Origin of the sequence: Rhodoferax sp. AJA081-3 (assembly GCF_017798165.1) — a bacterium.
Lineage (GTDB): Bacteria > Pseudomonadota > Gammaproteobacteria > Burkholderiales > Burkholderiaceae_C > Allorhodoferax.
On the sequence record NZ_CP059068.1, the window covers coordinates 4,940,034 to 4,952,705 of the forward strand.

The 12,672-nt window shown below is 63.2% G+C and carries 11 protein-coding genes; 8 read left to right on the forward strand and 3 right to left on the reverse strand.

What is annotated here, in order from left to right; all coding sequences use genetic code 11:
• The first annotated feature begins 68 nt into the window (after window positions 1-68).
• The 4 genes from HZ993_RS23140 to HZ993_RS23155 are packed head-to-tail and all read left to right on the forward strand — an operon-like array spanning window position 69 to window position 4,574.
• Window positions 69-1,310, forward strand: a complete 1,242-nt coding sequence (locus HZ993_RS23140) for a trans-acting enoyl reductase family protein (protein WP_209395040.1) — start codon at window positions 69-71, stop codon at window positions 1,308-1,310.
• A 31-nt stretch (window positions 1,311-1,341) separates the two neighbouring features.
• Entirely contained in the window at window positions 1,342-2,157 is an 816-nt protein-coding gene (locus HZ993_RS23145; RefSeq protein WP_209395041.1) for an SDR family oxidoreductase, read from the forward strand.
• 27 nt (window positions 2,158-2,184) lie between these two features.
• Window positions 2,185-2,952 carry a 2OG-Fe dioxygenase family protein gene (locus HZ993_RS23150; RefSeq protein WP_209395042.1) on the forward strand — a complete coding sequence of 256 codons (768 nt, stop codon included), beginning with the start codon at window positions 2,185-2,187 and terminating at the stop codon, window positions 2,950-2,952.
• 20 nt (window positions 2,953-2,972) lie between these two features.
• Window positions 2,973-4,574, forward strand: a complete 1,602-nt coding sequence (locus HZ993_RS23155) for a diguanylate cyclase (protein WP_209395043.1) — start codon at window positions 2,973-2,975, stop codon at window positions 4,572-4,574.
• A 165-nt stretch (window positions 4,575-4,739) separates the two neighbouring features.
• Here the strand turns inward: HZ993_RS23155 and bktB are convergent, their stop codons facing one another.
• The gene (bktB, locus tag HZ993_RS23160; protein WP_209395044.1) at window positions 4,740-5,924 is read right to left on the reverse strand and encodes a beta-ketothiolase BktB; all 1,185 of its coding nucleotides are present in this window, start codon (window positions 5,922-5,924) and stop codon (window positions 4,740-4,742) included.
• A 194-nt stretch (window positions 5,925-6,118) separates the two neighbouring features.
• Here bktB and ppk2 point away from each other — a divergent pair, with 194 nt between their 5' ends.
• The gene (gene ppk2 / locus HZ993_RS23165) at window positions 6,119-6,967 is read left to right on the forward strand and encodes a polyphosphate kinase 2 (protein ID WP_209398711.1); all 849 of its coding nucleotides are present in this window, start codon (window positions 6,119-6,121) and stop codon (window positions 6,965-6,967) included.
• Window positions 6,968-7,082: 115 nt separating this feature from the next.
• On the opposite strand, the gene recJ is transcribed toward ppk2, so the two are convergent.
• Together recJ and HZ993_RS23175 are read right to left on the reverse strand one after the other, a co-directional pair.
• Complete coding sequence (recJ, locus tag HZ993_RS23170; protein ID WP_209395045.1) at window positions 7,083-8,792, reverse strand: single-stranded-DNA-specific exonuclease RecJ; 1,710 nt, start codon at window positions 8,790-8,792, stop codon at window positions 7,083-7,085.
• Window positions 8,789-9,736, reverse strand: coding sequence for a phosphoglycerate mutase (locus HZ993_RS23175; RefSeq protein ID WP_209395046.1), 948 nt, complete (start codon window positions 9,734-9,736; stop codon window positions 8,789-8,791). The genes recJ and HZ993_RS23175 overlap by 4 nt, the downstream gene beginning before the upstream one ends.
• A 39-nt stretch (window positions 9,737-9,775) precedes the next feature.
• Between HZ993_RS23175 and HZ993_RS23180 the strand changes: the two genes are divergently transcribed.
• Genes HZ993_RS23180 through HZ993_RS23190 form a run of 3 tightly spaced genes read left to right on the forward strand, consistent with a single transcriptional unit; the run spans window position 9,776 to window position 12,672 of the window.
• Window positions 9,776-11,032 (forward strand): lipoprotein-releasing ABC transporter permease subunit, encoded by a 1,257-nt coding sequence (locus HZ993_RS23180; RefSeq protein ID WP_209398712.1) that lies wholly within the window; start codon window positions 9,776-9,778, stop codon window positions 11,030-11,032.
• A 43-nt stretch (window positions 11,033-11,075) separates the two neighbouring features.
• Window positions 11,076-11,807, forward strand: coding sequence for a lipoprotein-releasing ABC transporter ATP-binding protein LolD (gene lolD / locus HZ993_RS23185; RefSeq protein WP_209398713.1), 732 nt, complete (start codon window positions 11,076-11,078; stop codon window positions 11,805-11,807).
• 22 nt (window positions 11,808-11,829) lie between these two features.
• Window positions 11,830-12,672, forward strand: coding sequence for a TatD family hydrolase (locus HZ993_RS23190; protein ID WP_209395047.1), 843 nt, complete (start codon window positions 11,830-11,832; stop codon window positions 12,670-12,672).

Here is a 12,672-nt window from a genome sequence, read left to right on the forward strand (position 1 = left end):
CCTAGGCGACAGCTGCTGCGCGCCACCGGGGTTTGATTGGGTCTATGCTTCGCCCAAAGGACGGTGCCATGGCAACAAACAAATCTTCCCCTAAAAAATACGACGTGGTGCTGTATGGCGCCAGCGGGTTTGTGGGCCGCCAAACGGTGGACTACTTTGCGCAGAGCGCCGATGTCCAATCCTCCGGCCTGACTTGGGCGCTGGCCGGCCGGTCAAAAGACAAGCTGGAGGCCGTGCGCCAGGCCAGCGGCGCACAGCAGGCCGGCATTGTGGTGGCCGAGGCACACGATGCCGCCGCCATGGATACGCTGGCACGCAATGCCAGGGTGGTGCTCAGCACCGCAGGGCCTTTTGCGCTGTATGGCAGCGAGCTGGTGGCGGCCTGTGTGCGCCATGGTACCCACTACGTGGACATCACCGGTGAGACACCCTGGGTCAAGGACATGATTGACCAGCACCACGAGGCCGCCCAGCGCAAGGGTGCACGCATCATCCCGTTTTGCGGCTTTGACTCCATACCGTCCGACATCAGCGTGCACCTGGCCAACGCGGCCATGCTGGAGCGCCATGGCGAGCCCTGTGTGGAGACCAAGGTGGCCTTCAGCATCCGCGGGGGCTTCAACGGCGGCACGCTGGCCTCGCTGTTCAATATGCTGGCATCGGGCCAGTCGGCTGCCATGGCCGATCCGTTCTTGCTGAACCCCAGCGGCACCCGCCCCGCCAATGCCACCGCGTCGGCCCATGCCGACCCCATTGGCCCGCGCCGCGATAGCGATTTCGGCGCATGGCTGGCGCCTTTCATGATGTCCACGATCAACACCCGGGTCGTGCGCCGTAGCGCCGCACTCTTGGGCTATGCGCCGGGTTATGCCTACCAAGAATATTTGCGCCTGGGCAAGGGGCCGGTGGCGGCCTGGGCTGCGACCAGCCTGAGTGTGGGCTCCTACACATCGCAGGCCGCACTGCGCCTGCCGCCCATTCGCAAGCTGGCGCAAAAGTTTGCACCCCCACCGGGTGCCGGCCCGTCCGAGGCCAGCATGGACGGCGGCTCGTTCCGCGCCCTTTGGGTGGGCCACAGCGCCAGTGGCAAAACCGTGCGCGGCCGGATTGCCGACCAGGGCGACCCCGGCAACCGGGCCACCACCAAGATGCTGTGTGAATCGGCACTGGCACTGGCCTTGCAACTGGACGAACTGCCCGGCGGGCGCAAACACGGTGGCCTGCTGACGCCGGCCAGTGGTCTGGGCGATGTGCTGGTGCAGCGCCTGCGCGCGGCGGGCATGACACTGCAGGTCGACCCGGCCAAATAACGATCTTTGCTCCCAAACCCAAGGACACACCATGCCCAAGAAAAACACTTCTACTTCGTCACGGCCCACCGCGCTGGTCACCGGCGCATCGTCTGGTATCGGCGAGGCCCTGGCCGGCTGTTTTGCGGCTGCCAAACACGACGTCATTCTGGTGGCCCGCAGCGAGGGCAAACTGAAGACCCTGGCGGAAAGGCTGGCCAGCAAATATGGCGTGGCGGTGAGCGTGCAGCCCGCCGATCTGTCCAAGCCCGGTGCGGCCGCACAGCTGTTGACCTCACTGTCGCGCAAACACAGCAGTGTGGACGTGCTGGTCAATTGTGCGGGCGTGTTGGAGCAGGGTGCATTCACCGCTATCGACGCTGCCGCCCACCAGGCCATCATCGACCTGAATATCTCCGGCCTGACCGCCATGCTCAGCGCCTTTGTGCCCGGCATGGTGGAGCGGGGCAGGGGGCGGGTGCTCAACGTGGCATCGGTTGCAGCCTTCCAGCCCGTGCCCACGCTGGCCAGTTATGCGGCCAGCAAGGCCTATGTGTTGTCGTTGTCCGAATCCCTGGCCGAAGAGCTGCGCGACACCGGTGTCACCGTCACCACGCTGTGCCCCGGTATCACGGCGACCAATATGCTGACGCAAGCAGCGGGTGCCAATGACAAGCTGGGCCAGTTGCCGTCATTCCTGATTGGTGATGTGCAGGAGGTGGCCGACCTGGCCTTTGCCGCAACCATGAACGGTGACGCGATCTGTGTGCCTGGGGCTATCAACCAGGTGGCCATGATTGCCTCGCGCAGCACGCCCAAGTGGCTGGTGCGCCGCATCGGCGGGCTGATTGGACGCAAGGCGTTGTAGGGGGGCGAGCTTGTTAAGCTATGGGGCATGACGACCAGTAGCTTTTCGCCACCCTGCGTGGCACCCGACGACGTGATTCCAGCCCTGCGCCAGCAGGGTTATGCCGTATTGGATGCGCAGAGCGTCGCCGCGCTCGCCGGGCTCTCACTGACCGACCTCAATGCCTTGTTGCCCAGTTGGGAAGATCTGCCACCCGACCAGTACCTGAAAGACGGAGGCCGCTACCGCCGCCGCCGCCATGCCAGTTACCAGGTGGACGGCGAGGTGGTCCAGGCAGTGCCCCACCGCGCCCACTGGCAACCGCTGGATTACAACGCCCTGCACGGGGGCATGCAGCGCTGGTTTGATCCAGTGGCTGCAGACACGGCGGCGCATGTGGCGTGGAATACTTTGTTACACACTTTAGCCACCATTGCTTCACAGCTCAGAGGTTCACAAACCTGGTTTGTGGAGGCGCACCAGTTCCGTATCGACACCACCGACGGCATTGGCCGCCCCACACCCGAAGGTGCACACCGCGATGGTGTGGATGTGGTGGCTGTGTTTCTGGTGGGGCGCCAGGGCGTGAAGGGGGGCGAGACCCGCGTGTTTGAAGCCGACGGTCCCAACGGCCAGCGCTTCACACTGACCGAGCCCTGGTCTCTGCTGTTGCTGGACGATGCACGCGTGATCCATGAATCCACACCCATTCAGCCGTTGGACGCTGCCGGCCATCGCGATACCCTGGTCATAACCTTGCGCGCCCACGGATTCCAAGACGATAGGCCACCTAAAATAGGGGCAGAGCCGGACTAACCGGTCAAACGAGGAAACCTATGTCGTGTTCGCCCGCCGAGCTGAAGAAGAAGAGCGACGAATTCTTATCCAAATGGCAAGCCTGCAAGGACCACCCGGGCATTGACGGCTTTGTCGAGTTTGCCGTGGCCGTGTCCAGCTTTACCGAGTTTCTGGACGCCAAAGGCTTGCCGGGCCTGCACCAGACGGCGCGTGCGTTGGAGCAGCAGGTGCTGTCGCAGTTTGACCGTTGGAACAGCGACCCCATACCCGAGGCCCCCCTGGGTGACCTGGATGGCCAGATCACCGAATTCAGTGGGCGCATCGTGGCCTTTCTGCAGGACAAAGGTGACGCCAACCCCGAGCGCCGTTTGCACCAGGACAGCGAGGTCGTCACCGACCTGCTACCGGTCAAAAAAATCTGGCTGGTCACCGCAGTGCCCGACGCCTGGAAAGAGGTGGTGACCCAGGCCGGTTACTTCAACATCCAGGTCGAAGTCTGCGGCCCGGTCTACGACCAGAAGGCCACGCAGGACCCGACGATTGTGCTGGTCGATGCCAATGGCCTGCAGCCCACTTCGTTCATCGTGCGGGTCCAGGCCCTGCGCGGCCGCTTCTCAGCCAGCAACATCATTGGCCTTAACCTGCCATCGGATTTTGAAGGGCTCAAACTCGCGTTGCGTGTGGGCTGTGACTTCTGCTTCCCCGTGGGCACGGCGCAGTCAGCCGTCATGGCCCGCATCGTCAAACTGTGTGGCAGCGAGGAAGAGCCGCCGTACAAGGTGCTGGTAGTGGAAGACTCCAAAACCGCCAGTACGCTGATCCAGCGCACACTCAAAGAGTCGGGTGTGGAATCCATGGCCATTTCCAAACCCCAGGAAGTGTTGACCGCGCTGGCTAAGTTCCAGCCCGATCTGGTGCTGATGGACATGTACATGCCGGGCTGCACCGGGGTCGAGGTGACCCGTGTCATCCGCCAGCACGAAGAGTTTTTGTCCACCCCGGTGGTGTATTTGTCGGCCGACACCAGCATTGCCCTGCAGGTGGATGCGCTGCGCTTGGGTGGTGACCACTTTTTGACCAAGCCGTTCAACCCCGTGGTGTTGAATGCCGTGGTCAAGAGCAAGATCGACCGCTACCGCATCCTGCGCCGTTCCATGTACCTGGACAGCCTGACCGGCCTGCTCAACCACACCAGCTCCAAGCAGCGGGTGGATGCAGCCGTCAAGACCGCAATGGCCGACGGCCTGCCGCTGTGTGTGGCCATGCTGGACATAGACCACTTCAAGAAAGTCAACGACACCTACGGCCACCCCATGGGCGACCAGGTGATACGCAGTGTGGCCTGGCTGCTCAAGCAGCGCTTGCGCAAGACCGATGCGGTCGGTCGTTACGGTGGTGAAGAGTTCATTGTGATACTGCCGCAGGCCGATGCACAGCGGGCCAACCAGTTGCTGGACCGTATCCGGGTCGATTTTTCACAGTTCCACCACCCGGTGAACGCCACATCCTTTGCCTGCACCTTTTCGTGTGGCATTGCGCAGCTGGCACCCGGCATCAGCGGACAGGCCCTGGTCAAACTGGCCGACGAGGCCTTGTACAAGGCCAAGAAACAGGGGCGCAACCGGATCATTGGGGGCTAAATCAGCCTCTAGCCCCCGTCAATACTGAATACTACGCTATCAATAGAATAGCGATTGCCTGTGTTTCACCGTAGGGTCGCCCCAAGGTGTGGACTTGGGGTTTTGCCAAACAGCCCCCATGGGGGTCAGCGACCCGCAACGCGGCGGAGCGTGGGGGCTACAACCTCAGATGCGCTCGAAGATGGCCGCAATACCCTGGCCACCACCAATACACATGGTCACCAGCGCATAACGACCCTGTATGCGCTGCAGCTCGTAAATAGCTTTGACGGTGATCAACGCGCCGGTGGCGCCAATGGGGTGACCCAGTGAAATGCCGGAGCCATTGGGGTTGACCTTGGCAGGGTCCAGGCCCAGGTCACGTGTCACGGCACAGGCTTGTGCGGCAAAAGCTTCGTTGGCTTCGATCACGTCCAGGTCATTCACCGTCAAGCCCGCCTTCTTCAACGCCAGTTGTGTGGCAGGGACCGGGCCAATGCCCATGTACTTGGGGTCCACACCGGCGTGGGCATAGGCGACCAGTCGGGCCAGCGGCTTGGCACCACGGGCCTTGGCAGCGCCGGCTTCCATCAGCACCACGGCGGCGGCAGCGTCGTTGATGCCGGATGCATTGCCGGCCGTCACCGTGCCGTTTTCCTTCAGGAAGGCGGGCTTGAGCTTGGCCATGTCGGCCAGGCTGCAGTTGGGGCGGAAGTGTTCATCGGTTGCATAGGCCACATCGCCCTTCTTGCTTTTCAGCATGACGGGCATGATCTGGTCCTTGAAGTAGCCCGCCTCGGTGGCGCGCTGGGCGCGGTTGTGGCTTTCTACTGCAATGGCGTCCTGCTCTTCGCGGCTGATACCCCATTTGGCGGCAATGTTTTCGGCCGTCACACCCATGTGGATGGTGTGGAAAGGGTCGTGCAGCGCGCCAATCATCATGTCCACCATCTTGGTGTCACCCATGCGGGCGCCCCAGCGCATGTTCAGCGAAGCAAAGGGTGCGCGGCTCATGTTCTCGGCGCCGCCGCCAATGGCGATGTCGGTGTCGCCCAGCAGGATGCTCTGGCTGGCGTTGACGATGGCCTGCAGGCCCGAGCCGCACAGGCGGTTCACGTTGTAGGCGGGCGTGCCTTCGCCACAGCCACCGTTGATGGCGGCCACGCGGCTGAGGTACATGTCCTTGGGTTCGGTGTTGACCACGTGGCCAAATACCACATGGCCCACGTCCTTGCCGTCCACGCTGGCGCGGGCCAGGGATTCACGGACCACCTGGGCGGCCAGCTCGGTGGGGGCGATGTCTTTCAGGCTGCCGCCAAAGGTGCCAATGGCGGTGCGCACGGCGCTGACAACTACTACTTCACGGGTCATGGGGAGGCTCCTGGTGGGGTGAGGGATGGGGCGCGTGGCCGGTGTCATCAATGATTTTACGACCCGGCGGCGCCCCGCATTCTTCACACGGTTGACACAGGACTTGTCTACGCTCAGGGGGTAAACATCCGCCCTTTGAGGAGTAACCCGTGAGTTCCAGTGAAGACGAATTGATACGCCGTATCCAGAGCGACATGCTGGACAGTTATGACGAAGAGCTGGAGATGGAGCTGGACGACGGCGCCCCGCGTGACCTGAGCGCGGATGCACGCGTGGCCCGCCGCATCTATTTCAAGGAGCTGTTCCGCATGCAGGGCGAGCTGGTCAAGCTGCAGGACTGGGTGGTCAAGACCGGCCACAAGGTGGTGGTGATTTTTGAAGGGCGCGACGCAGCCGGCAAGGGCGGCGCCATCAAACGCATCACGCAGCGGCTGAACCCGCGGGTGTGCCGCGTGGCGGCGCTGCCCGCACCCAATGACCGGGAGCGTACGCAGTGGTACTTTCAGCGTTACGTATCGCACCTGCCTGCCGCGGGCGAGATCGTGTTGTTTGACCGCAGCTGGTACAACCGCGCCGGGGTGGAGCGGGTCATGGGTTTTTGTAACGACGAGCAGTTGGAAGAGTTCTTCCGCACCGTGCCGGAGTTCGAGAAGATGCTGGTGCGATCCGGCATACAGGTCATCAAATACTGGTTTTCGATCTCGGACGAGGAGCAGCACAGCCGCTTTTTGGGCCGCATCCACGACCCGCTGAAGCAGTGGAAGCTGAGCCCCATGGATTTGGAGTCGCGCGCGCGTTGGGAGGACTACACCAGGGCCAAGGAGGTGATGTTGGCGCGCACCCATATCCCCGAAGCGCCGTGGTGGGTGGTGCAGGCGGTGGATAAGAAGAAGGCACGGCTCAATTGCATCCACCACCTGTTGCAGCAGATGCCGTATGAGGAAATAGAACATCCTGCCGTGGTGTTGCCGCCGCGGGTGCGGCATGAGGACTACGAGCGACAGCCGGTGCCGCAGCACATTCTGGTGCCGGAGGTGTACTAAAGGTGTACTAGGAGACTGGGCGGCAGGGCGCCAAAGCGTTCTGCTCCGTGTCCCCGCCCTTCGGGCTTCCTCCTTTACCTGCGCAGAACGCTTTGGCGCCCTACCGCCCAGACTCCTAGGCCTGCGCGCCTTCGATCAGAAAACGTACGCGGCGTACGCCGTTCCATTCGTCGGCATCCAGTCGGAAGGCGAGGGTGACCTTGGCCGGCAATGGCTCGGTATGGCCAAACCAGATGCCGTCCACGGGCTGGCCCTGGTGTTTTAACTTCAAGGCCAAGTGTTTTTCACCGACCAGGCGCTGTGACAACACTTCCACCTCTTCGCTGAAGGTGGGTGCCGCAAAGCCCTGGCCCCAGACTTCCTTGTGCAGGGTGTCGACCATGTCCACGCGGCGGTATTCTGGGTTTAGGGGGCCATCGGTCTCCAGGCGGCGGGTCAGCGTGGCGGCGTCCAGCCACTCTTGGGCCACTTCGATCAGCCCTTGCTCAAACGTGTTCAGACCGTCTTCATGGATCGTGCAGCCTGCGGCCATGGCGTGGCCGCCGAAACGCAGCAACACGCCGGGGTGGCGCTTGGCCACCAGGTCCAGTGCGTCGCGCAGGTGAAAGCCGGGTATGGAGCGGCCGGAGCCCTTGAGTTCGTGTTCTTTGCCCGGCGCGGCGCTGGCGGCAAATACGAATGCTGGGCGGTGCAATTTGTCCTTGATGCGGCTGGCCACAATGCCGACCACACCTTCATGGAAGTCGGGGTCAAACACACAGATGGCGGGTGGCGCTTCGTCGCCTTCGTCAAAAAGCGACTCGGCAATCAGCATGGCCTGCTCGCGCATGTCACCCTCGATGACACGGCGTTCGCGGTTGATACCGTCCAGCGTCTTGGCCAGTTCATCGGCGCGGGCCGGGTCGTCGGTCAGCAGGCATTCGATGCCCAGCGTCATGTCGCTCAGACGGCCTGCCGCGTTGATGCGTGGGCCCAGGGCGAAGCCGAAGTCGAAGGTGGTGGCGACGGGTGCGGAACGGCCAGATGCTACAAAAAGACTAGCGATACCACTAGGCATGGCGAGGGCTCGCACCCGTTTTAGCCCTTGTGCTACCAGGCGGCGGTTGTTGGCGTCCAGCTTCACCACGTCGGCCACCGTGCCCAGGGCGACCAGGGGCAACAGCACATCCAGCTTGGGTTGTGTGGCCGCGTCGAACACGCCGCGTGTGCGCAACTCGCTGCGCAAAGCCATCAGCACATAAAACATCACACCGACGCCGGCAATGGACTTGCTGGCGAAGTTGCAACCCGGTTGGTTGGGGTTGACGATGACATCTGCGTTCGGCAGCTCGGCTGCCGGAAGGTGGTGATCCGTGACCAGGACTTGCAGGCCCAAGGCCCGCGCATGCGCCACGCCATCCATGCTGGCAATACCGTTGTCCACCGTGATCAGTACGTCGGCGCCGCTGTCTTTCACGCGCTGGGCAATGGGCGCGGTCAGGCCATAACCGTCCACGATGCGGTCCGGCACGATGTAGGCCACGTGTTGTGCGCCCAGCATCTTGAGCCCGCGCATCGCGACGGCACAGGCAGTGGCGCCATCGCAGTCGTAGTCGGCCACGATGCACAGGCGTTTGTTTTGGGCAATGGCGTCGGCCAGCAGCGTGGCGGCTTCCGGCAGGCCCCGCATGGTTGATGGTGGCAGCAGCTTGGCCAGCGCGTCGTCCAGTTCCTCAGTGCCCGTCACACCGCGTGCGGCGTACAGGCGGGCCAGCAACGGGTGTATGCCCGCCTGCTCCAGCACCCACACGCTGCGCGGCGGGATGTCGCGGGGGATGATGTTCACAGGGTCTGCAGCAGTTGCTGCGACGACGCCGTGGAGAAGCGCTGTTGTATGCGGCCCCACCAGGGCTTGTCCTGGGTTTCCAGCGTGACGGCGGTGCGTTCGCCGCACAGGGTCAGTTGTTCGGATTTTCCCGCCTTGACGCTGCGCAGCAGCTCGGCCAGGCGGGTGTTGTCGATCTCTTGCCAGGCCAACATCCAGGCCTGGGCGTCATCCTGCAGGGCGGCTTTGCGCAGGCCATCAACATGGTCCATGCGCACGGGAGGTTTGGTGGGCGCAGGGCCTGGCGTGCCGGTGCCGCTGATCCAGAACGCGTTGATGGTGGCCAGGCCGCGGGCGGTGCGGCTGTCGTTCACCGCATGGGTGTAGAGCAGCATCTGCATTTCGTTTTGCAGGCGGCGCAGGTGTTTGGCGTGCTCTTGCTGTGGCATCCAGGCATCGATGGCATTGCAGGCCACCCGCTCCAGCGAGGCGGTGGGCAGGTCCTTGAACACCTCACCAAAGGCCAGCCAGGTGCCATTGGTCAACGGGTGCAGTGTGATCTTGTTGTCTTCTTCAAAATAACGCTTCATGGCGTTGCGCAGCGTGTCGCACTCTTGCGTGCTGATGTACAGGTCCAAGGGGTCTTCCATGCGCACCTGGTTGGACTGGGGGGTCAGGTGGCAGGGTGTGATCCAGGCCCAGCCGGCGTCACCGTGGATCTTGGTCAGGCCCAGTTGTTGGGCGTCTGTGGCGGCCCAGGGTATCAATCCGTCCGGTCCTTGCAGGCCCAGGCTATTGGCGCGTATGCGTTCGGCCAGCGGCGTCAGGGTGTCGGGCGAGCCCAGCATGGGCGGTGTGGGGGTCAGCTGGCCCAGCAGCTCATTGAGGTTGGGCAGGCTCAGTTCGGCAATGGCGGCTTGGCAGTTGGGGCCCGTGGGGGCGGCGTGGGAAATAAACAGGTGCATGGCTAGATTGTCCCGCATGGATGCCACAATCCGGGAATGTTGAAATTTCCTTATGAGTTGATCATCGGCTGGCGCTACACACGGGCCGGGCGCAGCACCCGACGCAACGGATTTATCTCGTTCATCTCGGGTGTGTCCATGCTCGGTATTGCATTGGGCGTGGCGGCGCTCATTATCGTACTGAGTGTGATGAATGGCTTCCAAAAAGAGGTGCGGGATCGCATGTTAGGGGTAGTCTCCCATATTGAGGTGTATGCCCCAGGCGGCCAGGCGCTGCCCGATGTGGCGCAGACCCTGACCCAGGCACGGGCCAACCCCGAGGTGATTGGCGCTGCACCTTTTATAGCAGCACAGGCCCTGTTGGCGAGGGGTGAGGACATGAAAGGCGTCATGGTCCGGGGTATAGACCCGGCCCAGGAGCATCTGGTGACTGACGTGGCGGGTGGTGCCCAGGCGGCTGTACTGGCCCAATTGCAGCCCGGCGGCTTTGGGGTGGTGCTGGGGCTGGAGCTGGCCCGTGCCATGGGTGTGCGCACCGGTGACCAGGTGACGCTGATGGCGCCCAGCGGCCAGATTACCCCGGCTGGCGTGGTGCCGCGCCTCAAACAAATGACCGTGGTCGGCACTTTTGACTCTGGCCACTTTGAATACGATTCCGCGTTGGCCATGGTGCACGTCGATGACGCCGCCAAGATTTTCCGGCTGGAAGGTCCATCCGGCGTGCGCCTGAAGCTACGCGACCTGCACGACGCGCGCCGTGTGGCCGACGAACTGGCCCGCACCTTGACGGGTGATCTGGTCCTGCGCGACTGGACGCGCCAAAACCGCACCTGGTTTGCCGCCGTGCAGGTCGAAAAACGCATGATGTTCATCATCCTGACCCTGATCGTGGCCGTGGCCGCCTTCAACCTGGTCAGCACCCTGGTGATGACGGTGACTGACAAACGCGCCGACATTGCCATCCTGCGTACCCTGGGCGCCAGCCCGAGCAGCATCATGGGAATTTTTGTGGTGCAGGGCGCCATGGTGGGCGTGATTGGCACCCTGGCCGGACTGTTGTTGGGGCTGGGCGTGGCTTTCAATATTGATGTCATCGTGCCGGCGCTGGAGCAACTGCTGGGCGCCACTTTCCTGCCCAAAGACATCTACCTGATCAGCCGCATGCCCAGCGAGCCGCAGCAGGCTGACATCCTGCCGATTGCCATCATCGCGCTGATCATGGCCTTTGTGGCCACCCTGTACCCCAGCTGGCGCGCCAGCCGCGTCAACCCCGCCGAGGCCCTGCGTTATGAGTGAGACCGTTGTTATTCCGGCAGCTATTGGTGCTGCCCACTATCGCATGGTCGCCGGGCTGAATCCGGGTACCAACGTCCCCGCCGCACGATTGGGCGAAGTGGTGCTGCAGGCCCAGGGCCTGACCAAACGTTTCAGCGAAGGCCGCCTGGATGTCACCGTGTTGCACGGCGTGGACCTGCAGGTGCGTGCGGGCGAGACGCTGGCCATCGTGGGTGCATCCGGTTCCGGCAAAAGCACACTGTTACACCTGTTGGGCGGGCTGGACGCGCCTACCAGCGGATCGGTGCAACTGCACGGCAAAGACCTGGCCAACCACAGCGCGGCAGAGCAGGGACGGCTGCGCAACTTGCACCTGGGTTTTGTTTACCAGTTCCACCACCTGCTGCCCGAGTTCAGTGCCCTGGACAACGTCGCCATGCCTTTGACGATTCGGCGCATAGCCCCCGCGGATGCTGCTGATGCAGCTATGAAAATGCTAGCGAGTGTGGGGTTGGAGCACCGTGTGCATCACCGCCCGGCCGAGTTGTCGGGCGGCGAACGCCAGCGTGTGGCGATTGCCCGCGCCCTGGTCACGCGGCCCGACTGCGTGCTCGCTGACGAGCCCACCGGCAACCTGGACCGCAGCACAGCCGACGGCGTGTTTGACCTGATGCTGGAGCTGGCCCGTGTGCACGGCACGGCCTTTGTGCTGGTCACCCACGACGCCACCTTGGCAGCGCGCTGCAGCCGTCAGCTGACACTGGTGTCGGGTCGCCTGGCCGTGGCGGGAGCCTGAGTATTTTTTCTCCCGGGGCACCATGGTCTGGATAGACACCCATTGCCATCTTGACGCCCCAGAGTTCGACACTGACCGCGCAGCTGTGCGTGCTACAGCCCACACTGCAGGAGTTGCCCACTGTGTGATACCCGCCGTGGAGCGCAGCAACTTCGACACCGTGCGGGCCTTGGCCCATGCCGGTGGCGACAGTTATTGCCTGGGCATCCACCCGCTGTATGTTGCACGCGCCACGCCCGACGACCTGGCAGCGCTGGAAGCCCAGTTGCACACCTACCACGCCGACCCGCGCCTGGTGGCGGTGGGGGAGATAGGCCTGGATTATTTTGTTCCCGCACTGACCCAAAGCCCGCTGCGTGAACAGCAAGAGCAGATCTACCGCGCACAGCTCAAGCTGGCACGCCAGTTTGGGCTGCCCGTGGTGTTGCATGTGCGCCGCTCGGCCGACCGCCTGCTCAAACACCTGCGCGAACTGTCCCAAACCGGTGCGGCATGGTCCGGCATCGCCCATGCATTTAACGGCAGCGAGACCCAGGCGCGCGAGTTCATCAAGCTGGGCTTCAAGCTGGGGTTTGGTGGTGCCGTCACTTTTGATCGGGCCCTGCAACTGCGCCACCTGGCACAGACCTTGCCACTGGAATCCATAGTCCTGGAAACCGACGCACCCGACATTCCGCCCCACTGGCTTTACACCACCCAGCAAGACCGCCAAAACGGCGTGGCCCAGGGCCGCAATACACCTGGCGAGTTGCCCCGCATCGCCGCCGTGGTGGCACAGTTGCGCGGCATCAGTCTGGAGGCCCTGGCGCAAGCCACCACCCACAACGCCTGCCAGGCCCTGCCCAAGTTGGCAGGGCTGGTATAA

Bases quoted from the DNA above. Each gene is read 5' to 3' on its own strand.
- bktB (WP_209395044.1), bottom strand. From the start codon at position 5,924: ATGACCCGTGAAGTAGTAGTTGTCAGCGCCGTGCGCACCGCCATTGGC.
- HZ993_RS23150 (WP_209395042.1), top strand. From the start codon at position 2,185: ATGACGACCAGTAGCTTTTCGCCACCCTGCGTGGCACCCGACGACGTG.
- HZ993_RS23145 (WP_209395041.1), top strand. From the start codon at position 1,342: ATGCCCAAGAAAAACACTTCTACTTCGTCACGGCCCACCGCGCTGGTC.
- lolD (WP_209398713.1), top strand. From the start codon at position 11,076: ATGGTCGCCGGGCTGAATCCGGGTACCAACGTCCCCGCCGCACGATTG.
- ppk2 (WP_209398711.1), top strand. From the start codon at position 6,119: ATGCTGGACAGTTATGACGAAGAGCTGGAGATGGAGCTGGACGACGGC.
- HZ993_RS23190 (WP_209395047.1), top strand. From the start codon at position 11,830: ATGGTCTGGATAGACACCCATTGCCATCTTGACGCCCCAGAGTTCGAC.
- HZ993_RS23175 (WP_209395046.1), bottom strand. From the start codon at position 9,736: ATGCACCTGTTTATTTCCCACGCCGCCCCCACGGGCCCCAACTGCCAA.
- HZ993_RS23155 (WP_209395043.1), top strand. From the start codon at position 2,973: ATGTCGTGTTCGCCCGCCGAGCTGAAGAAGAAGAGCGACGAATTCTTA.
- HZ993_RS23140 (WP_209395040.1), top strand. From the start codon at position 69: ATGGCAACAAACAAATCTTCCCCTAAAAAATACGACGTGGTGCTGTAT.